At 70.1% G+C, this 25,897-nt stretch carries 22 protein-coding genes and 1 tRNA gene; 8 read left to right on the top strand and 15 right to left on the bottom strand.

Going from position 1 to position 25,897, the window contains the following annotated elements; all coding sequences use genetic code 11:
- Nucleotides 1-70: 70 nt before the first annotated feature.
- Both CTKZ_RS09310 and CTKZ_RS09315 read left to right on the top strand, forming a co-directional pair.
- Nucleotides 71-1,576, top strand: a complete 1,506-nt coding sequence (locus tag CTKZ_RS09310) for a non-reducing end alpha-L-arabinofuranosidase family hydrolase (RefSeq protein WP_124342693.1) — start codon at nt 71-73, stop codon at nt 1,574-1,576.
- A gap of 249 nt (nt 1,577-1,825) precedes the next feature.
- A tRNA-Arg gene (locus CTKZ_RS09315) sits at nt 1,826-1,898 on the top strand.
- 558 nt (nt 1,899-2,456) lie between these two features.
- Here CTKZ_RS09315 and CTKZ_RS09320 read toward each other — a convergent pair.
- From CTKZ_RS09320 to CTKZ_RS09370, 12 genes are all read right to left on the bottom strand, one after another.
- A complete protein-coding gene (locus tag CTKZ_RS09320; RefSeq protein ID WP_200829691.1) occupies nt 2,457-2,930 on the bottom strand; it encodes a site-specific integrase in 474 nt (157 codons plus the stop codon).
- Nucleotides 2,931-3,135: 205 nt separating this feature from the next.
- On the bottom strand, nt 3,136-4,563 hold the full coding sequence (locus CTKZ_RS09325) for a hypothetical protein (RefSeq protein ID WP_124342694.1): 1,428 nt from the start codon (nt 4,561-4,563) through the stop codon (nt 3,136-3,138).
- A 1,022-nt stretch (nt 4,564-5,585) separates the two neighbouring features.
- Nucleotides 5,586-6,755: an SIR2 family protein gene (locus tag CTKZ_RS09330; protein WP_160142863.1), complete on the bottom strand. Its 1,170-nt coding sequence runs from the start codon at nt 6,753-6,755 to the stop codon at nt 5,586-5,588.
- A 673-nt stretch (nt 6,756-7,428) separates the two neighbouring features.
- Nucleotides 7,429-8,529: a hypothetical protein gene (locus CTKZ_RS09335; protein ID WP_124342696.1), complete on the bottom strand. Its 1,101-nt coding sequence runs from the start codon at nt 8,527-8,529 to the stop codon at nt 7,429-7,431.
- 2,106 nt (nt 8,530-10,635) lie between these two features.
- A complete protein-coding gene (locus CTKZ_RS09340; protein WP_160142864.1) occupies nt 10,636-12,252 on the bottom strand; it encodes an LCP family glycopolymer transferase in 1,617 nt (538 codons plus the stop codon).
- Between the two features lie 214 nt (nt 12,253-12,466).
- Complete coding sequence (locus CTKZ_RS09345; RefSeq protein WP_124342698.1) at nt 12,467-13,153, bottom strand: Type 1 glutamine amidotransferase-like domain-containing protein; 687 nt, start codon at nt 13,151-13,153, stop codon at nt 12,467-12,469.
- 88 nt (nt 13,154-13,241) lie between these two features.
- A complete protein-coding gene (locus tag CTKZ_RS09350; protein ID WP_124342699.1) occupies nt 13,242-13,511 on the bottom strand; it encodes a metal-sensitive transcriptional regulator in 270 nt (89 codons plus the stop codon).
- A 55-nt stretch (nt 13,512-13,566) separates the two neighbouring features.
- Complete coding sequence (locus CTKZ_RS22755; protein ID WP_503825970.1) at nt 13,567-13,686, bottom strand: DUF8730 family Cys-rich protein; 120 nt, start codon at nt 13,684-13,686, stop codon at nt 13,567-13,569.
- Nucleotides 13,687-13,871: 185 nt separating this feature from the next.
- Entirely contained in the window at nt 13,872-14,387 is a 516-nt protein-coding gene (locus CTKZ_RS09355) for a putative immunity protein (RefSeq protein WP_124342700.1), read from the bottom strand.
- A 66-nt stretch (nt 14,388-14,453) separates the two neighbouring features.
- Nucleotides 14,454-14,741 (bottom strand): hypothetical protein, encoded by a 288-nt coding sequence (locus tag CTKZ_RS09360; protein WP_124342701.1) that lies wholly within the window; start codon nt 14,739-14,741, stop codon nt 14,454-14,456.
- Between the two features lie 131 nt (nt 14,742-14,872).
- Nucleotides 14,873-15,589 (bottom strand): ribulose-phosphate 3-epimerase, encoded by a 717-nt coding sequence (locus CTKZ_RS09365; protein ID WP_160142865.1) that lies wholly within the window; start codon nt 15,587-15,589, stop codon nt 14,873-14,875.
- Nucleotides 15,586-16,581: a sugar-binding transcriptional regulator gene (locus tag CTKZ_RS09370; RefSeq protein ID WP_160142866.1), complete on the bottom strand. Its 996-nt coding sequence runs from the start codon at nt 16,579-16,581 to the stop codon at nt 15,586-15,588. Before CTKZ_RS09370 ends, CTKZ_RS09365 begins: the two co-directional genes overlap by 4 nt.
- 142 nt (nt 16,582-16,723) lie before the next feature.
- Between CTKZ_RS09370 and CTKZ_RS09375 the strand changes: the two genes are divergently transcribed.
- The 6 genes from CTKZ_RS09375 to CTKZ_RS09400 are packed head-to-tail and all read left to right on the top strand — an operon-like array spanning nt 16,724 to nt 23,259.
- On the top strand, nt 16,724-17,776 hold the full coding sequence (locus CTKZ_RS09375) for an ABC transporter permease (protein ID WP_200829692.1): 1,053 nt from the start codon (nt 16,724-16,726) through the stop codon (nt 17,774-17,776).
- 41 nt (nt 17,777-17,817) lie between these two features.
- Entirely contained in the window at nt 17,818-18,837 is a 1,020-nt protein-coding gene (locus CTKZ_RS09380) for a substrate-binding domain-containing protein (RefSeq protein WP_124342704.1), read from the top strand.
- A 1-nt stretch (nt 18,838) separates the two neighbouring features.
- The gene (locus CTKZ_RS09385; RefSeq protein WP_124342705.1) at nt 18,839-20,446 is read left to right on the top strand and encodes a sugar ABC transporter ATP-binding protein; all 1,608 of its coding nucleotides are present in this window, start codon (nt 18,839-18,841) and stop codon (nt 20,444-20,446) included.
- Nucleotides 20,447-20,498: 52 nt separating this feature from the next.
- A complete protein-coding gene (locus tag CTKZ_RS09390) occupies nt 20,499-21,143 on the top strand; it encodes a KpsF/GutQ family sugar-phosphate isomerase (protein ID WP_160142867.1) in 645 nt (214 codons plus the stop codon).
- Nucleotides 21,143-22,615, top strand: a complete 1,473-nt coding sequence (gene xylB, locus CTKZ_RS09395) for a xylulokinase (RefSeq protein ID WP_124342707.1) — start codon at nt 21,143-21,145, stop codon at nt 22,613-22,615. Before CTKZ_RS09390 ends, xylB begins: the two co-directional genes overlap by 1 nt.
- Before the next feature lie 2 nt (nt 22,616-22,617).
- Nucleotides 22,618-23,259: a transaldolase family protein gene (locus tag CTKZ_RS09400; RefSeq protein WP_124342708.1), complete on the top strand. Its 642-nt coding sequence runs from the start codon at nt 22,618-22,620 to the stop codon at nt 23,257-23,259.
- A 26-nt stretch (nt 23,260-23,285) separates the two neighbouring features.
- Here CTKZ_RS09400 and CTKZ_RS09405 read toward each other — a convergent pair whose 3' ends face one another.
- From CTKZ_RS09405 to CTKZ_RS09415, 3 genes are all read right to left on the bottom strand, one after another.
- On the bottom strand, nt 23,286-24,494 hold the full coding sequence (locus CTKZ_RS09405; RefSeq protein ID WP_124342709.1) for a Fic family protein: 1,209 nt from the start codon (nt 24,492-24,494) through the stop codon (nt 23,286-23,288).
- 152 nt (nt 24,495-24,646) lie between these two features.
- A complete protein-coding gene (locus tag CTKZ_RS09410; RefSeq protein ID WP_124342710.1) occupies nt 24,647-25,084 on the bottom strand; it encodes a hypothetical protein in 438 nt (145 codons plus the stop codon).
- A 2-nt stretch (nt 25,085-25,086) separates the two neighbouring features.
- The gene (locus CTKZ_RS09415) at nt 25,087-25,866 is read right to left on the bottom strand and encodes an ATP-binding cassette domain-containing protein (protein WP_124342711.1); all 780 of its coding nucleotides are present in this window, start codon (nt 25,864-25,866) and stop codon (nt 25,087-25,089) included.
- Nucleotides 25,867-25,897 lie beyond the last annotated feature (31 nt).

The raw sequence follows: 25,897 nt of genomic DNA on the forward strand, positions 1-25,897 counted from the left end.
ACACCTCTCACCGGGGTGGGGTGCCGACCGGGCACCCCACCCCCGAGACCCCCGAAGGAGTGGGAAACACATGAGAACGACCCCAGGAGCGCTCGCCGTGAGCGGGAGACGACGCCTGCAGGCGGGCCTGATGGTGCTGAGCGTCGCCGCCGCCGGCATGGTCGCCGCGGTGACGGCGTCGCCGCCGGCGCAGGCCGCGTCGATCGACACCAACGCGTCGTACGTGCTGGTCAACCGCAGCAGCGGCAAGGCGCTCGACGTCTACAACCTCGCGACGACCGACGGCGCGAAGATCGTGCAGTGGGCGCGCAACGACGGCTCCCAGCAGCAGTGGCAGTTCGTCGACTCCGGCGGCGGCTACTACCGCCTGAAGTCGAAGCTGTCGGGCAAGGTCCTCGACATCTCGAGCCGCTCGACCGCGGACGGCGCTGCCGTCATCCAGTGGTCCGACGCCAACTCGACCAACCAGCAGTTCAGCATCCAGGACATCGACGGGTACATCCAGCTCATCGCCCGGCACAGCGGCAAGGCCGTCGAGGTGCAGGGGGCGTCCGGCTCCGACGGTGCCGCCGTCGTCCAGTACTCCGACTGGAACGGCGCCAACCAGCAGTGGCAGCTCGTGCGCCTCGGCGGTGGCACCGACCCGACGACGCCGCCGCCCACCGGTCAGTGCTCCCTCCCGTCGACCTACCGCTGGTCGTCCACGGGTGCGCTCGCGCAGCCGCGGTCCGGCTGGGCCTCGCTGAAGGACTTCACGACCGCGCCGTACAACGGCCAGCACCTCGTCTACGCGACGACGCACGACTTCGGCACCTCGTGGGGCTCGATGAACTTCGGGCTCGTGTCGAACTTCTCCCAGCTTGGCTCCGCGTCGCAGAACGCCATGTCGTCCGGGACGGTCGCGCCCTCGCTGTTCTACTTCGCGCCCAAGAACATCTGGGTGCTCGCCTACCAGTGGGGCGGTGCGGCGTTCTCCTACCGCACGTCGAGCAACCCCACGAACGCCAACGGCTGGTCGTCGCCGCAGACCCTGTTCTCCGGCTCCATCTCCGGCTCCGGCACCGGCCCGATCGACCAGACGATCATCGGTGACAGCCAGAACATGTACCTGTTCTTCGCCGGCGACAACGGGAAGATCTACCGCGCTTCGATGCCGATCGGGAACTTCCCCGGTTCGTTCGGGTCCACCTCGACCGTCGTCATGAGCGACACCACGAACAACCTGTTCGAGGCGCCGCAGGTGTACAAGGTCAAGGACCAGAACCTCTACCTGATGATCGTCGAGGCCATCGGCGCGAACGGCCGGTACTTCCGCTCGTTCACCGCGACCAGCCTTTCTGGTTCCTGGACGCCGCAGGCTGCGACCGAGAGCCGCCCGTTCGCCGGCAAGGCGAACAGCGGTGCGACGTGGACCAACGACATCAGCCACGGTGAGCTGATCCGCACCTCCGCGGACCAGACCAACACCATCGACCCCTGCAACCTGCAGCTGCTCTACCAGGGCCGCTCGCCGTCGTCCGGTGGCGACTACGGCCTGCTGCCGTACCGGCCTGGTCTGCTGACGCTGCAGCGCTGACGGTCGCACCACCGCGTCGCCCCTGGGGTCGCTGAGGGGCACGGACGCATCACCCAGGCGACGTGGGACGGAGAGGGCGGGCTTCCTGTGCGGAGCCCGCCCTCTCGCGTCGTTCGGTCGGGCGTCTGTCCGGTCGGCGCGGCGCACCACCGGCGGGCGGACGGCCCGGCGCCACGGCGTGCCGGTAGGCTGACCACCGCGTCGGCACGCCTCCGGGCTGCCGACGACGCACGGGCTCCCTCAGCCCGAGCGCCTGTAGCTCAGGGGATAGAGCACCGCTCTCCTAAAGCGGGTGTCGGCAGTTCGAATCTGCCCAGGCGCACAAGTGTTTGTGCAGGTCAGCGAGTTCGCGGGTGCGACTGGCGCGGTCCGCGAGACCGCCATGTCTGGTTCGTGGTCAGCGTGTCGTCAGCAGTATCCGCCACCCGATACGCCTGACGGCCTCGCCGAGCCTCCAAGTCCTCGTGGCAAGACGTCGCTACCGTTGCGACGCGTCACACGGGCCCAGACGGAGGTACGGCATGTCATTGTGGGTACCGGTCGTCGCCTCGTTCGGTGCGGCTTTGCTCACCACACTCGGCCCAATGGCGTTGGAGACAAGGCGCTGCAGCTCGAGGTACGCCCGCGCAACGTCGGCGAGCCGCATACGTGGGTCTCATCCAGGCTGCGAACTGAACGCTAGCTCTAGGTCAGGTCGATCCGTTCGAGCTCGCGTGGCGGTTAACGGCCGAGTTCACGCCCCCGCTGAACGCTCAAGCCGAGCTCCTGTCCTGCGGCACGCCACAAGCCTCGATCGCGGCAAACGAAGTCGTGTCTAGCTCGGCTCAATACCTGCAGGGCGCGACGGTCTTGACCAGTAAGCAGCGCGCGCTCAGAGGTGTCATCCCGTGGAAGCCGACCAAGGAGCAGGACAGGATTGGTGGGTCCAGATCGCTCCCGTCGGGCTCGGGATGAGGCACGAGCCCGACAGGGCATTCTTGATCCGGTCCCGTACGTATGTCTCGAGCGTCGGTGGGATCGGCACGGTTCGGGTCTGGTGCGTTTTCGTCGGACCAAAGATGGCTCCGCGGGTCTTCTTCGACTGCGGGGCCGCGCGATGGATCCGGACGCCGAGGCCGTGCGGAGTCTGGACGACGGCGTCGACGCGCCGCGCGCACATCTCCGAGAACCGGCAGCCGGCCAGGCCAAGGAAGAGCACGACCGGGCGGCAGTTCGGCGGCATGGAGTCCGCGAGCCTCCCAAGCTGTTCCGCGCGCAGCCAGTGCGGCTCGCGTTTGGCGGTGCTCATGGGGGAGCGGGATCGAAGGGCGAGGTCGACGGAGATCCGCCGGTCGCGGACGGCGTCGTCGCGCACCAGCCGGAGGACGGATAGGACTCGCCGCCGAGTCGCGTCGCTAGGCCGCGGACCGTCGCTAAGCACGCGGGTCATCTCCAGCCGACGCCGTCCACCGTCGTCAGGTCACTCGGTGGCCGCGGCGCGGATGGCGAGCTGAGCCTGACGACGGACACCGCGGGCGAGATCGGATCGACTCTTCTTGCGTCTTTGCGATGGTCCCCGCCTACGGCGCCAGAAGCCAGCCAACGATGGCTGCGGCGACAGCTGTAGGACCGTCGACTTCTCGAGTCCCGAAGTGGCCACGAACGCTGAAGATCTGACTTCGCTTCATCCTCACGAGTTCGTATCGGTCAGCTTCGATGATCACGGGCGCACCGTGCCCATGGACGACGAAGGCGATCTCCCATCTCTGCTCCGTGTCCATCAGGTCGTTCCGTGTCCAGTCGAGGCCTTCGAGGCCCTCGGGGGCGTCAGGCGGAATCGAGTCGTCTAGGAGTTCGCGCCACCATCCCGAGTCGGGGAAGCCGGGCGCCGCGGCTAGGGCGATGGCAAGAGCGTCCTTGCCTTCGCTGATTGAGTCGTAGCGCGGAAGATACCCCGAGAACCTTGCCGGAGCCGCCGCGCGGAGCTCTTGAACGTCGGACTCCACGAGATAACCAGAAACGGGAACTTCGATCGCGACATCGTCGAACTGTCGAGAGGCCAGATGCTCGTGCTCGTCGGGCAATGGGTGCCAGACAGTCGCCGATATGTTGGCGATCAGTGTGAGTGAGGCGGTCACGAGGCTCCCCACCGGACCATCGGAGGGCCGAGTCGTCTTAAGGTCACCGACTGCCGCTATCCCAGTTATCTCGGTGACGGACGCGGCCAAGACGAGCTCGGACGTGAGAAACTCCAGCAATGTGTCGTCGATGACCGCGGCCAGGTCATCAAGTTTGCCGGCACGGCCGATTGAGCCGATTGAGGCGGGAAGATTCGCCGCGACGTGGCGCGCAAGGTTTAGTGCCAGCTCGCTCGCCGGCGCGGGCACGAGGCCGCGAAGTGCCGCGACAAGCTCATTTCTGCGGGCATAGCGCACGGGCAACTGCAGGCCGAGGTGCGCAATTGCAGCGTCGACGTCGGAGTCGGCCGTCAGCAGGACAAGCCTCGTCGAATCGTGTTCTGCGAGGGCCAGCGCATCATGTACCCACGCCATGTCGGCCGCGCCTGTCTTGACCCCGGACTTTCTCTCACCTGGGCCTTGCATCAAGACTTGTGCTCGGAGGCCAGCCAATGCTGCAACGGGCGTCGCTGGTAGTACTGAGACGTTGTCGAGCCCGGAGAGTAGCCGGGTGAGATGTTCCAGCACCTGTTCGACGGTGACCTCAGGGACGTTGAACCGGTCAACGACTGCGGGGAATGCGCCAGCGATTCGTGAGCCGCGCAGCGTCTTCGTGCTCGCTCGGAGAGAGTCGTAGTGGGCGGCGAGGTCAGCGTGAGCATGCTGAGCCCACTCCCAAAGGACCACTTCAGGGATGACTACCTCGACGTCCGCGCCCTTGAGCTCATTGGCGAGCCCCTCGACCTGGTCGAGTTGAACCTTGCCGCGGCCAAACGCATTTGCGTCAACGACGGCCCACCGCACCCGCGCTGTCAGGTCGTTGTCGCTCACGCGACCCAGGATAGATGACGCGCGGAGAGAGATCCACGAAGGTGAAGTGGTACTCCAGGACGGTAAGGCGATCGAGTGATCGTTCGGCGCTACCACGATCGTCGCCGAGGGCGAGGACACCTGCTCGATCACGGCCTGTACTTGTTTGGTGCGACAACTTCAGCGCATACGGGCGGGCAGGATCCCCTGCCGACGTACGTCGGGTGAATGCAGTGGATCGAACGGCGGGGGCGGCCGCCAGCGCGCTAGGTTCGCATGAAGGCCACACCCGACCGCTCCACGCGGGCCGGAACGCCAACCGAACCCAATCGCGTTGGGAGGCACTAGACGATGCCAATTGCCCCACTGGACTACGCCCTCGACCTCCTTGATCGAGCAGAGGCGATGGCCAAAACGGCCGGGAGGCCGTCCGCGTCCATCCAAGACACAAGAGTCGACATCCTGCGGTCTGCCTGGGTGTTCGTGGGCGCCTCAATCGACACGTACTTTCACGAACGGATCAGGCGCAACATGTTGGCCAACATGAGTAAATCCGCTCGGAAGTTCTCCGTCCCGCTTGGTGACGTTGACGACATGGTAGCGCTGTTTCTGGCGAATCGATCAGGGTCGCGACCGCGAGTGAAACTGGGCAACATCATTCACCACGCACTATTAAAAGAGACCTTCCAGGGGGCTACAAATGTCGAGCGGGGACTCGGCCTTATTGGCGTTACGAAGTACTGGGATCGCCTGTCTCAGGAACTAGGCCAGTCGCCGACTGACATTAAAGAGCGACTCAATGCACAGTACCTTCGCAGAAACAAGATAGCGCACGAGGGCGACTATACGCGCCACGATCGACCGCAGCAGTTTTGGTATGACACGATTGATCGCGCTGAAGTCGACGCCGAGATTCAGTGGACGAGGGGCTTCATTAGAGCAATAGATAACTTATAGTTGCCCCTTGGGAGCGGGTCGTGCGACGGGCAAGAGCGAGAGTTGGGCACGAGCACTTAACCAGTGCCCGCGAGAAGTGCAGACGCTCACCGAGGCACGAACAGGTATCTTAGGTCGGACGAGAAGGGGCTCTCTGCCCTGTGGGCGAACTGATCGCTGATGCTTTCGGAGTAGCGCCCACCGACAAACTCTGCGGCTATGGACTCCGTGAAGTTCGCTTCGCGAGCTCGATCCCAATCCCTGGGCGTGCCGGAATTCCTGAGTTGTGCTACCTCGGCCAACGTGTCGTCATTGGACGTCACAAGAGGTCGGGAATAGCCGTCTCCATCGCGGTCGGTACCCCAAGAGACAATATCGCCCGATGTCACGTCTGTATATTCTAGAACTGAACCGAAGGTCTGGATTTCTTGCGAGTCTCCAAGCAATTCTCGGACCCGACGTGCAGGTTCAGGAGACGGGTCGACAACGGTGACAAGGTCCCAAGGCCCGGAAAGCAGAATCATCTGGCGCACCTGAACGTCACTTGGTGGGAAACTGAACCCTAGAACGACGAGTTCATCCGCCTGCTTTAGTGACGTATAGGCGCGCCGCCACTGAGCGCGTAAAGACTGATTTGAGTAGAAGGTACTCTTGGCGGCTGTCGGCGGAACAAGAAGAGGCTCAAGATCGTCCAGGAGGACGTCGTATCGCGGCGAGTCGTCGACTCGGATGCCTCGAGGTGCCCATGAGAAGCCTCCGTCGTCCAGCACGATCCTGGCCGTCGCGGGACTCGTCAGACCGCCGTAGTGCCAGTTGATCGACCCGTGCAGTTTGAACAACCTCGGCATCGGGCCCCGAGGCTCGGACGAAGACACGAAGCCGCTCGACCCCGGGGGCCAACGCATCTCCAGAGGGATTGCGTACAGGTCGCCGAGGGACCCGTATCGCCCGCTGTTGGCGAGGGCGCGCTCGAAGAGTAGGTCGTAGTTGAAAGTAATTACCGCGGCCTGTTCGTGCGCCAGTTGCAGTACAAGGCGTTTCAGCCAGAGTGGCGGCGAGCTGTCGAGGACTTGCGCTTCATGACGTGCAACGATGCCGCGAATGGCCCGGCTGGCCTGAAGGAACGTCGCTTGGTTCCTGAGTGCTTCAAGATCGCTATCCCAGGGCTGACTTGTCGACAAATAGGAGAGCCACGCCTCGAGGTCATCTCCAAAGACAGCAAGTGTGTCCTCGGGCAATCCCATGTCTCCTAGCAGATCTGCCACCAGGTCAGGCATGAGAGGCATCTCCGCGCTGATCGCCTTTGAGAAGCCTGCACCCGCAAGAACGGCACGAGTATGCGGTCCCATTTGGCTCCCCAATCCCCGGGCCCTGCCGGTGGGCCCGGTCTCACGAAGGACCGCACTGGCTGTGGCAAGTGCGCACGCGGTCCTCGACCGCCCCGAACGGGAGCCTAGTCGGGCGCCGCGGACCGGTGCGCCTTGCGCCGCTCGGTTCGCCCCTCCACCTTGCGCCGGAGCGCGGAAATGACCGATCGTGGCTTGCGGGATCTGGCACAGGCTCAGCGGCTCGCCGCCGAAGCGTGGCACCAGTCCGGCGCGGTGTGGGTCGGAGATTGGCACGCCCATCCCGACGGAGATCGAGCACCGAGTCCGATCGATCTTCGGTCCTACGCCGCACACTTGACCGACTCCGGAACTCGCTTTTCAGAGGTTTGTTGCGGTCGTGGTCAGCTGCGCCCAGAGCGTGCCCGACGAGATTGCCGCGTGGTTGATCGGCCTGGGAAGTGTCACGTCCGTGCCGCTCCTGGTAACGGATTCTGGGCTTCTCGCGCGACCGGTGGAGGACCCGTGAGCCCCTCTAGAAGTCGTCGAGAACACGGAACCCTGGTACCTCGAGATCGGTACGCCCGTCCCGAGTTGGCCCGGCCAGGATGGGACTGGCTGGACGTCAGGAGTCCGGGCTGTCGTCCTCGACTACTACACCTTTCTGCACCTGTCCGGTCTGACGCAAGACGTAGGCCTGCCTGCCGTCCGCGATGATCAGGGGCGGCGTTGCGCCCGCGTCGTCCGTCGTGATCGGCATCCGGATCCCGGCGGCGCCCTTTGCCAGCCGATTCGGGTGCGGACCGAGCGCCAGACCTGGATGCGCCGGCCCGAGGTAGTCGCGACCTGCGAAATGGCGATCCGCGGCGGCTGCGAACACCGCTCCGTATACCAGCGTCAACATCAGGCACTCCGCGATGATTTGCGGTGTGCGCAGGTTAAACTGGCTGACTTCCCACGCGCCGGGGTGCGGGCTGTGCTTCCCGTGCTGGCGGGTCAGGGTCTCTGCTGCGACGTCGTCGACGATGACGATGGCGCCAGTGAACGTCGACAGCGGCAGGTTCCCCTGCTCGTTCGGGCCTTGCCGCGTGAAGACGATGCGGTTCTGATCGGTGACGCGGACCGCGAGGCCGTGCTTGAACTTGTTGTTGGCGGCATTGGTGTCGAGCCCGTCCCCGTAGATGAGGTCGATCGCTCGGAGAATCCAAGCCCATGCCGCCTCGACAGCGGTGCGAACCTTTGGCGGGACCGACGCCTCGTCCTTTGGGATCTCCGCTGCGGTCAGAAGGAGCGGACCTAGAGGTAGCGGTGCCTTCGCCTCCCCGCGTGCCAGGACGGCGTCGCAGACCTGGCGGTTCGTGGCCCGATCGTCCGACAACGCTGCCCACAGGCACGCGTCGGGCTGTCCGAAGTTCTCGAGCACCGCACGGACGAGCCGGACAAGAGACTCGGCGATGTGCTGCCGCAGGGCGAAGGCGTCAAGTCGTCGCGAGATGTCTCGGTCGTCGGTTGCCGGCTCGGTCGAGCTCAAGATGCGTGGGTCCAGACCCAGCTTGAGAACGTCAGCCGTTAGCCCTGCGGTGTGGTCCAGCGGAACGGGTTCGGCCAGCAGCCGGTCGATGCGCGATCGCCAGTACGCAACCGGGTCGGACGTGTAGAAGTCGTCGTCGAGGTCGCGGCGCTGCTCCGGGGTGAGGTCGGGGCCTTCTTTCGAGGCTGAGTACATGCGCCCTCCTGAAGCGACATGGTCGACGTGACATGACTCGGCAGGGCCGTGGCACGCGCAAGTGTGCGGCCAAAGAGGTCACGACGCACAAGAGACCTCGTGGCAGGCTCACTTCGTGCAAAATCGTGGAGAACTCACGAGTCCGATGTCAGAGGCGCGACGAACTCTCGAGGAGGGGCAGGTCGAGCTCTCCAAGCTGGCGCGGGACGCTCCCCTGACGATCTTGAGCGCTTGCTCGAACTGATCGACGACTGCCTCGAGGAGGACGCGAAGCTTCGTCAGGCTCTGCTGCACACCCTAGAGGTGATTGCGTCCAGGCTCCTCAACCGGACCGCCGGCGGCTGAACCTTCACCGCGCGCTCTCGGGGGATGAACGGCTGCCCGCGCTCCTAGCCGGTGGCCGACACACGCCCGATCACGTAAGCGGGTGCCGTGGTTCGGGCGTGGTCAGCACCCCATGTGGACTTGAGTCACTGTCGACTTCGGCTGATCGCACGAGTCCGTTGATCCTTCCCTCGGCCCAGCCTCGGCGGAACTCGCGCCGTGCACCGAGCTTGATCATCGGATCGACCCGGCCGCAATCAGGAGCGTCAGCACGACCAGCAGCCGTGCGCCTCCGGAGCAAGGCGCTGACACCAACAACGATGCAAAGCCACGCGATCAGTGCCGACCCCGCCACCCATCGCTTTAATCGCAGATTTGGCGGCTCTACCTCTGCGACCAGCGCGAAGGCGAGAGCCGTATTACCAGGCTAGAGATGGACGTCGTTGGCAATATCTCCAACTGGCCAGGCGACTTCTTCGGCCGCCCGATCGAAGACGCGGTTGCAATGCTCGAGGCCGCGGCGGCTCGTTCGGAGAGCCAAGCTGGACGTGGTCAGCGGAAGCGGTCCCGATACCGCACCATGTGCGCTATACGCGCACATCGCTTCAGGTCACAGGATCGTAATGTTCTCTTGGTCAGTCTCCCAAAAGCGGGTGTCGGCGGCCCGAATCTGCCCAGGCGCACGGTTGGGTTGTGTGGTTCGCCTCATGCTGGACGCTTGGTGCTCGGCTACAGGGGTGACGGGGGCTGGGGGGATGCTTGACAAGAGGGTTCGTTCGGCTCCTGATCCGAGTTGGTGCACACGCGCCGAGACGCGCTCCGGTTCATGAGTGGCCGAGACACTAGAAGCGAGACTTCAACCATCTCCACGCACGCGGCGCTCCGACCCATACGGCCGAACCCCAAAAAGCTGCGGTCAGAACTGCGGTCGCGCAGATGGCGATCGCCAGCGCATATCGAATCTGCGAAATCCAGAAGGGCTCGAATGGGTCGTAATTGAATGTGGAAAACACGAGCAAGAGGACCCAGCCAGCAAACGCCGACCACGCACCTGCGCTCCACAAGACGTCGAGTTGGCGATCCGCGCTTCGTCTAGCCAAGAGGTGTGCAGTCGAGGTAGCGATATGGTCACCGAGTGGCGCGCGCGCCGGGCTGTTCTTCGGGAGCGCGTTCCAGAGCTCAGCATCGCGGACGATCCGTGCACGTTGCCGGTCATCCCGAGTCCAGCCAGTAAGCCGAGCCACCAACGCGACAATGATGGACCCGATGACGCCGACGACTGCGGTAATCATCTCCACAGGGACGTACATTACGGCTCGTGGGGCGTCGCCGGATCGACGTGTTGGCCGCTATCCGACCGGCGGCAAGGACCGCGTCCCTGCTGCGCGCCGAACCGGGCGCGGCGCAACGAGAGCAGCCATTTCTTCCTGCTCCCAGCGCGATGGTGGGCAGGGCGGTCTGCTCGAGGACGCCGGGGGGCGCCCAGCCCGGGCCGTTGAGGTACTCGGATCCCACCCCCGCTGCCGCGGTCCTCTGCACCAACGACGGGCGCACGTCGGACGACACTCTGCGCGGTGGGGACGACGAGGGCGTGCCTCTAGTCGATCGGCGTCCGAGCATCTCCACGAGGGCGGCTTCGGATGCTGGGGTAGGTCATACCGCCGGACGTGAGCTTCAACGCAGGCCTCGAGGTCGCGTAGTCGGACTGAGCGGGTCGACGGGAAACTGCCGACCCGGACTCGGCGGCAACCGGCGAATGTCGGCCTGGCCGGTGTCGCCCGGCTAGAGACCGGCGGCGAGGTGCTCGTCCATCGTGTCCGTGCGGAGAGCATCCATCAGAGTGCCGAAGGGGGCGGCGTCGGGGACGAGGGCGGCGGAGTTGCCGGTGGGCACGACCGTTGTCGGGACCGGCACCACAGGCACCTCCTCCGGGCCGAGGTGGCGGACGCTCGTGAGCAGGCCGACCAGCTCCGACCGGTCGAAGCTCTCGTCGACGGCGACGGAGCCGGAGACGATGCCGAGCAGGCGGAGCCACGTGGCCGGGCTGCGCCGGACGTCGTCGTCTCCCAGGCGGTCGAGGATCGCGCGGAGCCACACCGCCGAGCGTTCCGCCCGCGACGTGTCGTCGAGGCCGTCGCCGCGGACCCAGACGAGGGCCTCCTCGCCCGTGAGCCGGTGACGGCCGGCGGGGAACGTCTGGCCGCCGTCGACCACCAGCCTGCTGTCCAGGTCGATCTCCACGCCGCCGAGCCCGTCGGTCAGCCGGGCGAATGTCTCGGAGTCGGTCAGCGCCACGTGGTCGAGGCGCACGTTCGTGAGCCGCTCGACCGTCTGCACGGCGCCCGTCGGGCCGCCCTGCGCGAAGGCGGAGCGGAGCGTCCCCGGGCCCGAACCGGGTACGTCCGCAGAGAGGTCGGGAGGCATCGCGATGACGCTCACGCTGGACCGGTCGGCCGAGACGTGCACGAGCATCACGATGTCGGTCTGGGCGGCCGCGGCCGCCCAGTCCTGGTCGCCCTCGGTGCGGACGTCGTTCGTCGAGCCGAGGATGAGGATCGTGACGGGGGCGGGGCCGCCGGCCTCGGCCCGCGGGAGAGGGGCGGGTCGGTCCGTGAGTGCGACGGGGTCGGGGAAGCGCTCGAGCCGGTTGTCGAGCGTGCCGGCGACGACGAGTGCACCGCCCGTGGCGACCATGATCAGCAGGACCAACGATCCGAGGACCGCGAGCGCGATGTTCCGGCCGCGGTGGCTGGGCGGAGTTCGAGGGACCTCCGGCGGGGGCGGGCCCGGCTCGTCGGGAGGTGTGAGCACCGTCCACGCGATGCGGTCCACGGCGGCCCGGACCTTGGCGAACGACCGCTCGTAGCCGCGTCGGCCGGACGCGCCCGGGTCCGGGACGTCGTCGTCCTCGGCCACCGGCGGTGCGGTGCCCACGCGGTGGACCGGTGCGAGCTGGGCCAGCGCGGAGAGGCGCGCCGCGACGTCGCCCTCCGGCAGGGCCGACGGGCCCAGGGACGTGGCGACGCGGGCCAGCTCGCACAGCGTGAAGGTCCGCCGGACCGCGGCGGGCACCTTGCGGACGACAGCCGACCGCTCGTGCCGGGTGGCGGTGAGGACGAGGTCGGCCTCCGCCAGCATGGTCGCGTCGACCTCTCGTGCGTGGGGGCCGTCGACGGCGAGGCCCTCGCGCGCCAGGAGCTCGCTGAGGTGCTCGGGAACCGGGTCGTCGGGAGCGGCGTCGATCGCGGCGCTCGTCACGGTCACGGCGCTGTCGGCCCCGAGCCGGGCGCGCAGGAGCCGTTCGGCCGCGAGCGAGGGACCCACGTTCGTGGCGCCGACCAGCAGCACGTCGAAGTGGTTCGCCACTGCCGTCGGCGGGACGGCACCGGACGGGCCCATCGAGCCAGTGTGTGGGGACATCCCGCACGCCCGCTATAGAGGTCTTCGGGGCAATTGTCCGCCGCGAAGACGCCGCCGCCGCGGCCGGTCGCCACCCCTGCTGCTCGCCGACCCGTCCCTGTCTCGATGCGACTGGTCAGGGGCCTGGGCGCACGGTGACGACGTCGAATCAGGTCGGCGAGGATCGAGGATGCTGCTGGCGGTCCGGACAGGACTACGGGTGCCGTGCCTTCGAGGATCCCGCCTCGAACCGCGTCCACCGGCCCTCGGAGACGACGTCGACCGAGCCGTCCACGACGGCGACGGCGGTCTGCTCATCGACGACGTACGAGGGGACGTCGAGGTCGGCGGCCCAGCGTTCGGCGTGGGCCATGGTGTTGGTCGGGAACGCGTCGAGGTGGGGGAAGATCGCGAAGTCGACGACGCCGAGGGTGCGGTCGTCCGGGGCGCCGGGCCACTCGACGAACAGGTCGCCGATACGGGGCGTCATGACCATGCTGCCGGCACTCACGCCGACCCAGACGGTGTCGGGCAATGACGGGAACAGGTCGTCGAGGCCGGACTCGCGGATCCAGTGGGCGAGGTAGGTCGCGTCGCCGCCGTCGACCAGGAGGGCGTCGGCCTCGCGGACCCAGGGGATCCAGCGGTCGGCGCCGATGGTCGCCAGGGCGGTGAGCTCGAGGACGCCGAGGGACGCCCAACCCAGGCCGGTGAGGTGCTCGGCACCCGCCCCCGCGGCCACCGTCCGATGCACCAACGACGGGCCGCACATCGGGTGCCCCCACTGCGCGGTCGGGATGACCAGCGCGTGGCTCTCCTCGATGGGCTTGCCGAGCATCTCGACGAGCGCGGCCCGGATCGACGGATTGGTCACCCCGCCGGACGTGAGGAGCAGCTTCACCAGGGACCTCCGGGTCGCGGGACGAGAACGAGCGCGGTCGACATGGAGACTGTCGACCGCGCCCGGACTCAGCGGCAACCGGAGGACGTCACGCGAGGGAGAGGAAGAGCTTCTCCAGCTTGGCGACGTCCAGGGTGGCCTCCGAGCCGTCCGTGCCGGGGGTCATGCACTGCTTCATGCCGGAGGCGATGATCGCGAACCCGGCGCGGTCCAGCGCGCGGGACACCGCGGAGAGCTGCGTGACGACGTCCTCGCAGTCGCGGCCCTCGTCGAGCATGCGGATGACGCCCGCGAGCTGGCCCTGCGCGCGCTTGAGGCGGTGGGTGACGCTGGTCATCTCGTCGGCGTCGAGCTGCATGACGGGCTCCTCGTGCAGGGGCGGAGTGGCGACGGTGGTGTCGCCGCCTGGTGGGTCAGCGCGGGCAGGTGCAGCGGTCGGCGAGGGCGACGGCGCTCATGACGTCGTCGGCGTGCAGGCCGCAGCCGTCCCACGTGGTCTTGCCGCAGGTGGCGCAGCCGATGGGGTAGCACACGGTGTCTCCTCGGGGGCGGGTCAGGCGGTCTGGCAGTCAGGCGGTCGACGCGCGCGAGGGCGTGAGGTCCAGCAGGCGTCGATCGGCGGCGACGGAGGGGCATCCGCGCCGTGCCGATCGGTCGACGATACCCCGCGGGGTATCGCGTGAAAGGCGTGAGAGGGGTCCGGCCGCTCGCAGGCTCGTCACTCGGTGAAGACGTTCCAGCAGATCGCGTTCCGGAGGCGCTGGTCGTCGACCACCAGATCGCGCACCTCCGACGGGAGGAGCGCCCGCTGCCAGCCGAGCTCCACCACGCGAGCGGCCTCGCGCTCCGGCTCGGGGGCGGCCGCCGCGGCGGCGCGGATGGCGTAGGCGGCGGCGCCCAGGTCGTGCGCGGCGACGTGCGCCACGGCGACGGCCTGACCGGCGGACAGGGCTGCGAACCGCGCCGGGTCGGACAGCCCGCGGCCGGCGGCGTTCGCCTGGAAGGCGGCGTTGTGCGCGTCGCGCATGGTGGCCTCGCCGCGCGTCCACGCGTGGCCGACGCGCAGCGCCTCGGACGGTCGGTCGTCGTCGCTCTCCCGGGCGAACAGCGGCAGGACGTGCTCGGCGCACGCGAGCGCCCAGCGGGCGAGGAGGACGTGGTGCTCGTCGGTCAGCGTGCCGCCGCGGCGGATCGTGATGAGCCGGGGGTCGCGCTCGCGGGGGAGGATCGGCACGCGCCCATCCTGGTGCACCGCTCTGACGTGCGCCCCGGCCACACGGGCACGGCCGAGGCGGGACCGTCAGTCGTCCTCGCGCTGGATGAGCTCGAAGAACGGGGGCGTGTGCCCGCCGGGGGTGGCGGGGAGGGGGTACTGGAACGCGAGGTTCGACGCGGCGAGGGCCGCGAAGAACTCCTCCCACGTCGCGCGCTCGGCGCCGGACCCGCTCGGGCCCTCGGGGAAGATCACGGCGGGCATCCGCGGGTCCTCGGGGTAGACGGCGCGGATCAGCGCGGGGACCGCCTGGTGCCCTTCGATGAACCGCCGGATCTCGTCGGGATCGGTCGTGGTCCTGGTCAGCTCGCTCATCGTGCGCTCCCGTCGTCGGCGACGGTCCCATGCTCCCGCCGGGGGAGCGTCGCCGCACGCGTGCGGCGGACGCGCCCGGGCCGGGCGGCGGAGATCCGGGTCCAGCGGCGACGTTCGATGCGGCCGTCCGTCTAGCGGCGCCGCTCCACCACGCGGGCGTCGTCGGCGGCGCCGACGGGTGCTGCGCTCGCGGTCACCAGCCAGGACGCCGGGTCGGGAGCCCCGCACAGCGCGGAGCCGCTGACGACCCACGTCGCGCCGTGGCTGGCGCAGTCGTGCGCGTGGTCGAGCGTGACGCCGCCGTCGACGCCGAGCGCCCGGCGCCCCGCGCCACCAGCCACGTCACGGCCATCCTCGGCGTCAGCCCCCCTGTCGCCGGCGAGCGCGTCCAGACGGGAGAGTGTCGACGGGAGGAAGGTCGAGCCCGCCTGGCCGGGGGTGATGGACATGACGAGGACGGCGACGTCGGGTGGGAGGTCGTCGAGCGCGGACAGGGGCGTCGACGGGGAGATCGCGACGCCGGCCCGGCGTCCGGCGGCACGGATCCGCGACACGGCCGTCGCCCAGCCCGCGGCCTCGACGTGCACGATCACGGTGTCGCACACGGCGGTCCACGCGTCGACCTCGGCGAGCGGGTCGCACACCATGAGGTGCGCCTCCCCGGGCAGGCCGGTCAGGTGGGACAGCCGGGACACGGTGTCCGGGTCGAAGCCGCCGGGCGCGGCGAAGACCCCGTCGGACACGTCCCAGTGCCAGCGCGTGAGCCCGGCGGCGGCGAGGCGCACGGCCTCGCCGGCGAGGCGGTCGGGCGGGGTGGACCAGAGCGACGCAGCGACGACCAGCGTCACGAGCTCGCCCCTGCGTCGCCACCCTCGACGGGCGCGACCCGCGGCAGCGCGAGCAGCGCCTCGGCGAGCGCGCGGTCGGTGACGAGCTCGGTGCACAGCCCGGCGCGGACGATCGCGGCGACGGCCTGCGCCTTCTGCGCCCCGCCGGCGGCGGCGACGATGCGCGGGATGGCGCGCATCTGCGCGAACTCGATGGTCACGCAGCGGTCCTGGAAGTGCGGGGCGACCAGGTCCCCGGAGTCGGAGACCAGCAACGACGCGACCTCGGCGCGCACCCCGGCCTCGAGCAGGGAGGTCCGCTCCGCATCGCTGATGGTGCGCAGCAGCTGCGAGTCCGGCGGCTCCCACGACCCGACGGACACGACGGCGGTCGTCACGGAGTCGAACATGCGCAGCGCGGCGGCGACGTCGGGCTGGCGGCGCAGGGCGTCGGCGGTGCGGGCGTCGTCGACGACGAGCGGCGCGAAGATCGGGCGCGCGGTGCCGCCCGAGCGGAGGGCGACGCGGCGGACGATCTCGACGGGCGACTCGTCGAGGTCGGTGCCGATCGCGCCGGTGAGCTGGACGACGTCGACGCGGGGGAGCGGCGGCAGCGCGGCGCTCATGGCGGTGAGCGTCCGGCCCCAGGCCAGGCCGAGCACCTCGCCCTCGCGCAGGGTCGCGCCGAGGACCTGCGCGGCCGCCTCGCCGACCTGGTGCCGGACGGCGTCGGGGTCGCCGCTGGTCTCGACGACGGTCACGGACGTCAGGCCGAGGTGCTCGCGCAGCGCGACCCCCAGCGCCGGGTCCTGCAGCCCGTCGGCGTGGATCGTGATCGTCACGACGCCGGTCGCCTTCGCGTGCTCGAGCAGGCGCGCGACCTTGAACCGGGAGACGCCGAGCTCCTCGGCGATCCGCACCTTGGACACGTCGTCGACGTAGTAGCGCCGGGCCGCCAGGACCATCAGTCCGCGGTCCTCGGCGCCCGCGCCGCGCACCTCGCTGTCGCTCATGTGAGCACCATAGCGCGCTCGAACGTGTCCGAATCGTGATCTGACTGAGTTGATCCCAACGAGAACCGCGACGTAGTGTCGAAGCCAGATGAGCAACGCGAGATGCTCATATGAGCACAACACAGGCTGCGAGGAGGCAGACATGGTGAAGCGCCGCCGGATCCCGGAGGAGCTCGGCATCGGCGTGGTGATCGTGCTCGTCGCGGTGATCTTCAGCCTGATGTCCCCGACGTTCCGCACGTTCGACAACGCCAACCTGCTGCTGCTCAACGGCACGGTCATCGCGTTCCTCGCGATGGGCCAGGCGTTCGTGCTGCTCACCGGCGGCATCGACCTGTCGACGGGCTCCAACGTCGCCCTGACCGGGATGATCGCCGCCCTCGCGATGCGCAGCGGACTCCCGTGGTGGGCCGCCGCCCTCGCGGCGCTCGCGGTCGGCGCGCTCGTCGGTGTCATCAACGGCGCGCTCATCCACTACCTGAAGCTGCCGCCGTTCATCGTGACGTTCGCGGCGTTCGGCGTCGCCGCGTCGATCCCGCTCATCCTCACCGGCGCGAGCTCCGTCAACGTCGCCGACCCGATGTTCGCGATCATCGGCCGCGGGTCGCTGTTCGGGATCCCCATGCCGGTCGTGCTCGTCGCGGTGTTCGCGATCGTCTTCACGGTCCTGCTGCGGCTCACCCCGACCGGCGTCCACATCTACGCGGTCGGCGGCAACGCCGAGACCTCGCGCCTGTCGGGCATCCCGATCGGCCGCGTCACGATGCTCGTCTACGCGGTCTCCGGGCTCTGCGCGGGCATGGGCGGCCTCATCGTCACGTCGCGCCTCATGGTCGGCTACCCGTCGGCCGGCTCGGGCAACGAGCTCTTCTACTCGATCGCCGCGGCGGTCGTCGGCGGTGTCAGCCTGTTCGGCGGGATCGGTTCCCTGCCCGGTGCGCTGCTCGGCGCCGTCCTCATCGCGACCGTGTCCAACGGCATGAACGTCGTCGGCGTCCAGTCGTACTGGCAGCCGCTCGTCATCGGCCTGATCATCCTCGGCGGCGTCATCCTCGACACCTACCGCCGCCAGTCGTCGCTCAGCGACCTGTTCCGCCGCCACCTGCGCGGCGGACCCCCGAGCGGCACCGACGCAGCGGTCACCCCCGCGTCCCCCGCGACCCCCGTCACCGCGGGCACCCCCGACCACCGGTGAACCCGGCACGACCCCGACCCACCCCCAGGAGAGACAGAGCGATGAAGCTTCGCATCCCCGCCCTCGCGGCCGGCCTGGCCGCCACCACCCTCGTGCTCGGCGCGTGCGGTGCCGTCGACACGGGCACGGGCTCGTCGAACGGCGGCTCGTCCGGCGCGGCCACCGCCGCCTCCGGCGAGATCCCCCGCCCGGACTCGTGCGACGACGAGACCCCGTTCATCGCGGTCGCGCTGCCGAACCTCACGAACCCCTACTACGTCGCCATGAAGGCCGGCTTCGAGGAGGCGGCCGAGGCGAACGGGTTCACGGTCGAGGTGCAGATCGCCGACGACGACGACGCCAACCAGCTCGCGCAGGCGCAGTCGATGCTGCAGAAGAAGCCGTGCGCGCTCGCCCTCAACGCGGTCAAGTCCGAGCCGGGCGCCGCGATCGTCAAGGCCGCGAACGACGCGGGCGTGCCGGTGTTCACCGTCAACGTGGGCATCGACCCCGAGGCGCTCGAGTCGCAGGGCGCGAGCATCGTGCAGTACCTCGGCGCCGACAACACCGCGGGCGGCCGCCAGACCGCCGAGCAGGTCCTCGCCGACCTGGGCGCCGACGCCGAGATCAAGGTCGGCTTCGTGACCGAGCCCGACGAGACCCCGACGCAGATGCGCGACGCCGGCTTCGAGGAGGCCCTGTCCGCGAACCCGAACGCGTCCGTCGTGGCCAAGGTCGACGGCAACGTCAAGCCCGACGACAGCCTGCGCGCGACCACCGAGATGCTCTCCGGCAACCCGGACATCAACGTGATCTTCGCGTCGACGGGCCCGGCCGCCTACGGCGCGCTCCAGGCCCTCGGCGCCAACAGCGCGGTCAAGGTCTACGGGTTCTGCGCCTCCGAGCAGACGCTGACCGAGCAGTACCCCGCGTGCGTCGCCCAGGAGCCGAACGCCTACGGCCAGCAGGTCGTCGAGCAGATCCGGGCGTGGGTCGACGGCGCGACGCCCGAGGCGGAGATCCTGCAGTCGCTCAAGCTGTTCACCGTCGGCCAGACGCCGGGTCCGGGCGAGGTCGGCTGACATGACCACGACGTCGACCGGGACGCCGGCAGGGCTGAGCGTCCGAGGGATCATCAAGCGGTACTCGGGTGTGTCGGTGCTGCACGGCGTCTCGGTCGACGTGCGGCCGGGGGACGTCGTCGGGCTCGTCGGCCACAACGGCGCGGGCAAGTCGACGCTCCTGCGGACCATCGCCGGGGCGACCACCCCGGACGGCGGCCAGATCGTCGTGGACGGGCGCGCCGCGACGATCGACTCGCCCGCCGCCGCGATCGACGCGGGCATCGCGACCGTCTACCAGGAGCTCTCGCTCCTGCCGAACCTCACCGTCGCGCAGAACGTCTACCTCGGCGACGAGCGCTCGCGCGGCGGGCTGCTCCGCCGGGACGAGATGCGCGCCGGGGCGCGGAAGCTCGTCGAGTCCTTCGGGCTCGACGTGGACGTCGAGCGCAAGCTCGGCGACTACCCCGTCGCGACCCGGCAGATGCTCGAGATCGCGGTCGCCACGCACCGCGACGCGAAGTACCTGCTGCTCGACGAGCCGACGACGAGCCTCGAGGGCGGGCAGGTCGAGCGCCTGCTCGACATGGTCCGGTCCCTCGCGGCCGACCGCGGGCTCGGCATCGTGTTCGTCGACCACAAGCTCGACGAGCTCTACGCCGTCTGCAACCGGGTCGTCGCGCTCGTCGACGGGCGCGTCCGGATCGACGCCCGCGTCGACGAGGTCAGCCGGCACGACGTCGTCGCGGCGATCGCGGGCGACGAGGCCGCGGAGATGGACGACCGGCTGCGCGCGGGCGACGCCCCCACGCAGGCGACGCACGCGGCGCAGGTCGAGACCGACGAGGCCGACGCGGCAGCGCCCGTCGCCGACGTCCGCCGCTGGCTCCCCGACGCGTCACGCGGGCCCCGTCTGGAGGTCCGCGACCTGCATGCCCCGGGCGTGCACGGGGTCTCGCTGACCGCCGAGCCGGGCCGTGTCCTCGGCCTCTACGGGCTGGTCGGCGCGGGTCGCACCGAGGTCATGCGCGCGCTCGTCGGGCTCGCGCCCGTCACCGGCGGGTCGGTGCTGCTCGACGGTCGCCCGTACCGCCCCGGCACCCCGGCGCGAGCCCAGCGCGCGGGCGTCGTCTACGTCACCGAGGAGCGCAAGAGCGACGGCATCGTGCCCAAGCTCGACTCCCCGATGAACGTCGCGCTGCCGGTCCTGCGCCGCTACCGGCGCGCGGGCCTGCTCGACAAGCGCCGCATGCTGCGCGACGCCGACGACCTGCTCGGCCAGCTGCGCGTGCGCGGCGACGTGCACGGACCCGTCGTCAGCCTGTCGGGCGGCAACCAGCAGAAGGTGCTGCTCGCGCGGGCCATCGCGCAGCGGCCGCGGGTGCTGCTGCTCGACGAGCCGACCAAGGGCGTCGACCTCGGCGTGAAGGCCGAGATCCACCGCATCGTCCGGTCGCTCGCGCACGACGCCGGGCTCACCGTGCTGCTCGTCTCCTCCGAGGAGGAGGAGATCTGCGAGGTCGCCGACGACATCGTCGTCGTCTCGCACGGCCGCAGCACCGGCGCGCAGGTGCCTGCCGAGCACCGCACCCCGCAGGCGCTGCGCCTCGCGGCGTGGGCCGCCGCCTGATCCCGGCCTCCTCATGACGTACGACGGACCACCGACGGAAGAGAGCACCCCCATGACGACGAGCGCTGCGGCGACCCTCCAGACCGCACGGGACATCGTGCGGCGCGAGGGCCAGGGGGTCGCGGACGTCGCCGACCAGCTCGACGAGTCGTTCGTCGCGGCCGTGGAGCTCGTGGGTCGCGTGACGGGCAAGGTGTTCGTCACCGGCTCCGGGACGTCGGGCGCGGTCGCCCGCCGCATGGCGCACCTGCTGTCGGTGTGCGGCACCCCGGCGGTCTTCCTGCCGGGCATGGACGCGCTGCACGGCACGATGGGTGCCGTGGTGTCCGGTGACCTGCTCATCACGATCTCGCGCGGCGGCGAGTCGGACGAGCTCAACGACCTGTCCCGTCGCGTGCAGCAGCGCGGCGTCCCGGTGATCGCGCTGACCGCCTCCCCCACGTCGACGCTCGGGACCCTCGCGGACCTCACGGCCGTGATCGACGCCGGTCCCGAGGTCGACCCCGGCGGCGTCATCGCGATGGGGTCGACGCTCGCGACCGCCGCGTGGGGCGACGCGCTCGCGGCGGTGCTCATGCAGATCCGCGGGTACGGGTGGGAGCAGGTGCTGTTCACGCACCCGGCTGGTGCCGTCGGGCGCATCGAGGAGCTGCCCGAGGCGCTGCCGTCGCTCGCCGCCGAGCGTCCGGAGGCCTGATGGGCGTCGTCGCGGGCGTCGACTCCTCGACGCAGTCCTGCACGGTCGAGCTGCGCGACGCTCAGTCCGGCCGGCTGTTCGGGTCCGGTCGCAGCCCGCACCCGCCGACGTCGCCCCCGGTCAGCGAGCAGGACCCGGCGACGTGGTGGGAGGCGTTCGGTCTCGCGCTCGCCGGCGCCCTGTCAGCCGCCGGCCTCACGGCGCGCGACGTCGACGCCGTGAGCGTCGCCGCCCAGTGCCACGGCCTCGTGCTGCTCGACGCGCACGACCGGGTGCTGCGGCCCGCGAAGCTCTGGAACGACACGACGTCGAGCCCGCAGGCCGCCGCGCTCGTGCGCGACCTCGGCACCGCCGGCTGGGCGGACGCCGTCGGCTCGGTCCCGACCGCCGCGTTCACCATCACCAAGCTCGCGTGGGTCGCGCAGCACGAGCCGGCGCTCCTCGACGCGACGGCCCGCGTCCTGCTGCCGCACGACTACCTCACCTACCGGCTCACCGGCCGCGCGGTGACCGACCGCTCCGAGGCGTCGGGGACCGGCTACTACGCCGCGCACGAGGACCGGTACCTGGTCGACCACCTGAACCGCTGGGTCCGTGCCGGGCTGCCGTGGGCCACGATGCTGCCGTCCGTCCTCGGCCCGTCGGAGGCGGCGGGCACCGCGTCGACACCCGACGCGCGCGCGCTCGGCCTGCGCGACGACGTCGTCGTCGGTGCGGGTGCGGGCGACCAGCACGCGGGCGCGCTCGGCATCGGCCTCGCGCCCGGCCAGGTGCTCTACAGCCTCGGCACGTCGGGCGTCGTCATGACGACCTCGCCCACGCCCGTGCACGACGCGACCGCGTGGGTCGACGGCGTCGCCGACGCCGCGGGCGGCTGGCTGCCGCTCGTCTGCACGCTCAACTGCGCCAAGGTCACCGACACGGCCGCGCGCCTGCTCGGCGTCGACCACCCCGAGCTCACGCGCCTCGCCCTCGCCGCGCCCCGCCGGGCCGACCGCATGGTCCTCGCCGCGTACCTCGACGGCGAGCGCAGCCCCGACCGCCCGCACGCGCGCGGCCTGCTCGCCGGCCTGCGGTCCGACACGACCCGCGAGGAGCTCGCGCTCGCCGCCTACGAGGGCGTCGTCCTCGGGCTCGTGCGCGGCCACGACGCGATCCGCGCCGCGGGGGCTGCCGCCGACGGCGAGGTCGTCGTCACGGGCGGCGGCGCGCGCTCGCTCGCGTACCGGCAGGTGCTTGCCGACACGCTCGGCGCGCCCGTGCACACGCGCGACGTCGACGAGGCCACCGCGCGCGGCGCCGCGGTGCAGGCCGCCGCCGTCCTCACCGACGCCGACGTCCGCACCGTGCGCGACGCCTGGACCCCCGCCACGACCGGTGTCGTCGAGCCGCAGCACGCGGTCGACGCCGACGTCTGGCGCCGCTACCGCGCGCTGGCCGACGCCCGCCAGCCCGACGAGACCCCGGAGTGACGATGGACCTCTACCTCGACAGCGCCGACCGCACGGCCCTCGAACCGCTGCTCGCCACGGGCCTGTTCCGCGGCGTCACGACCAACCCGCTGATCCTCCAGCGCGGCGACGTGCGCCTCGACGCCGTGCCCGACCTCGTCGGCTGGCTGCTCGAGCGCACATCCGAGGTCTTCGTCCAGACGACGGCCCACGGCGTCGACGCGATCGTGACCGAGGGCCATGCGCTGCGCGCCCTGTCCGACCGGCTCGTCGTCAAGGTCCCCGCGACGCAGGACGGCCTCGCCGCGACCCGCCGCCTCGCCGACGACGACGTCCCCGTGCTGGTCACCGCCGTCTACGACGCCCGCCAGGCCGTCCTCGCCGCCGCCGCCGGCGCCCGGTGGATCGCCCCCTACCTCGGCCGCATGACCGAGTCCGGGCGCGACGGGCACGCGCAGGTCGCGCAGATGGTGCGCGTGCTGGAGGGCACCGGGACGCAGGTGCTCGTCGCGAGCATCCGGACCGTCGACGACGTCGTCACGCTCGCCGCCGCCGGCGCGCACGCCGTGACGCTCGGCGCCGCCGTCGCGCAGGACCTCTTCGTCGAGCCCCTCACCGACGCCGCGCTCGCCCAGTTCGACGAGGCGGTCGCGACACTGCGTTGAAGGACGTGGGTGCGTCGGCGAGGACGTCAGCGGCGCCGGCCGGCGCGTGCCGCGAACTCGTCCATCGCGACGAGGACGTCGTCCGCCTGCCAGACGCGTGAGCGGCGGCCCGTCGAAGGCGAGCGCAGGACGCCGTCGCGCTCGAGTACCTCGATCGCGTTGTATGCCGCTCGTTCCGACACGCCGAGCGTCGTCGTCACGAAGTCCGCGGTGACGACGGGCTGCGCGAAGAGCGCGTCGGCGAGCCGCCACGCGGTCGAGTCGGTACGCGCGTGGATCATGTCGTGCCACCGAGCTCGGGTCGTCGTGATGTCTGCGGCGAGTGCGCGACCGTTCACCGTCGCGGCCGTGGCGGCATCTGCCACCTGTTCGATGATCGGCCCGATGTCGCCGAGCCGGTACGACCCCAGTGCAGCGAAGTACGCATCGGGATCACGGAGCAGGCCGGCCGAGACGGGCACCGTGGTGTGCAGCGCGAGGCCGTGGCGGCGAAGCAGGGTGTGCACGAGGACGCGTCCGGTACGACCGTTGCCGTCGGTGAACGGGTGGATCGTCTCGAACTGCGCGTGGACGACCGCGGCGTGCACGATCGCGGGGACGTCACCCCGGGCGGCGAACGTGACGAGGTCGTCGACGGCCGCGGGGACCCGCTCGTGGTGCGGCGGTACGAAGTCGGCACCGTGCGGGCTGATGGCCGACGAGCCCACCCACACCTGCTCCTGACGCCACCGACCCGCCACGTCGGGCTCGCTCTCGCGCAGGAGCGTGGCGTGAACGCTCAGGATGTGCTCGGGGGTCACCTCGTCACCGCCCGCGAGGGCGGTCGTCATGGCCCGCACGTTCGCGGCGACGAGCTCGGCGTTCTGGCGCGACGGCGCGCCCAGCGCGGCGAGGGCGAGGTTGCGCGCGTTGGTCGTCAGGTGCTCGATCTGCGAGCTCGACGCGGACTCGGTCCGCAGCAGGACGGCGGGCATCGGGACGGGCAGGGCTGCCATCTCCTGGTCGAACCGGGCGACGTCGAGCGTCGCCTGCTCGGCGATCGCCCGCACGCGCGGCGGCGTGTCGACGGTGAGATCGCCGATGGCCGGCGGGATGGCGGCCTGGTACGGGCGGGTCGTCCGTAGACGTTGGAACGCGTCCAGGTGCGGATTGTTCGGCGTCCAGTCGCGTGCCTCGAACGACAAGGCGGGCCACGGCGCAGCGGGTGGCTCGGCAGCCGTCGTCGGGGCTTCCATCCTTCACCTCCTGCGCTCGTTAATGAAGGCTACCGCCTTAGCCTTCAGTAACGGTACGTCGTTCCTGAAGGATCGACGCCTCCGTGCCGTGACTTCCGTCTGTGACGTCGACCAGGAGGTGACGTTCGACGACGCTTGTCGACAGAAGACGGTCAGCGGTCGTCGTCGTCCTTCGGTCGCAGGATCTTCAGCGGGATCCCGGCGATCGACGGGTCGGGCACGGGGAGCGTGTCGAGGTCGTCGGCGGGCGCGGGGAAGGAGGAAGGCTCCGGCCCCACCCACAGCCGCCACAGCCCGTCCTGGTGGTAGACGACGCCGGGCACGACGAGCAGCGCCCTCCCGGACGGCAGCTGCGCGGCGAGCAGGGGCACCTCGTCGGGCGGCACGAACCCGATGACCACGTTGCGCGCGCTCAGGACCAGCCGGGTGCCGCGGCCGCGGTCGACGCGGAGCTCGACGGTGACGGGCCGCTCGGCGGCCCGCTCGTGCAGGGTGAGCGCGGCGACGAGGGACGTCTGCAGCGCGGGCGCCTCGGCGGCGACGAACCCGTCACCGACGACGCCGGTGACGTGCGGGCGACGGCCGAACATGCTCATCCGTACCGCCGGTCCCCGCCCTGGGTGTACTTCGTCGCGCCGGTGATGGCGGCCAGGATGCTCTCGTAGCTCGCGGTGCCGGCGTCGAACGACCCGTTGTTGCGCCCGTGGCGCAGCACCTCGATGCGGTCGGACACCGCGCGCACGTCGACCATGTTGTGGCTGATGAGGATGACGCCGAGGCCGAGCTCGCGCAGGCGCTCGATGTGGGTGAGCACCTCGGCGGTCTGCGCGACGGACAGCGCGGCGGTGGGCTCGTCGAGCACGACGATGCGCGGGTTGCCGATGAGCGTGCGCGCGATCGCGACGGACTGCCGCTGCCCGGCGGACAGCGCGCGCAGCTCGGTCTTGACCGACGGGATGGGGCTGTTGAGGTCCTGCAGGATCCGCTTGGTGGTCTGCTCCATCTCGCCGTCCTTGAGCCCCGACCCGCCGCGCGTGAGCTCGCGGCCGAGGAACAGGTTCGCGGTGACGTCGAGGTTGTCGCAGAGCGCGAGGTCCTGGAAGACGGTCGCGACGCCGAGCGCGTGCGCGGCCGACGGGGACGTGATCGAGACGGGTTCGCCGTCGATCTCGACGATGCCGGAGTCGGGCGTGAGCACGCCGGACACGATCTTGGCGAGCGTCGACTTGCCCGCGCCGTTGTCGCCGACCAGCGCGACGACCTCGTGCGCGTGCACCTCGAAGTCGACGCCGACGAGCGCCTCGACTGCGTTGAAGCTCTTGGTGATCTGCTTCATGGACAGCAGCGGCACGCGGGGTGGCATCGTCGCCATCGGTCGCACCTGCCCTTCGTCCTTCACGGTC

The organism is Cellulomonas algicola, assembly GCF_003851725.1.
GTDB classification, from domain to species: Bacteria; Actinomycetota; Actinomycetes; order Actinomycetales; family Cellulomonadaceae; genus Cellulomonas; species Cellulomonas algicola.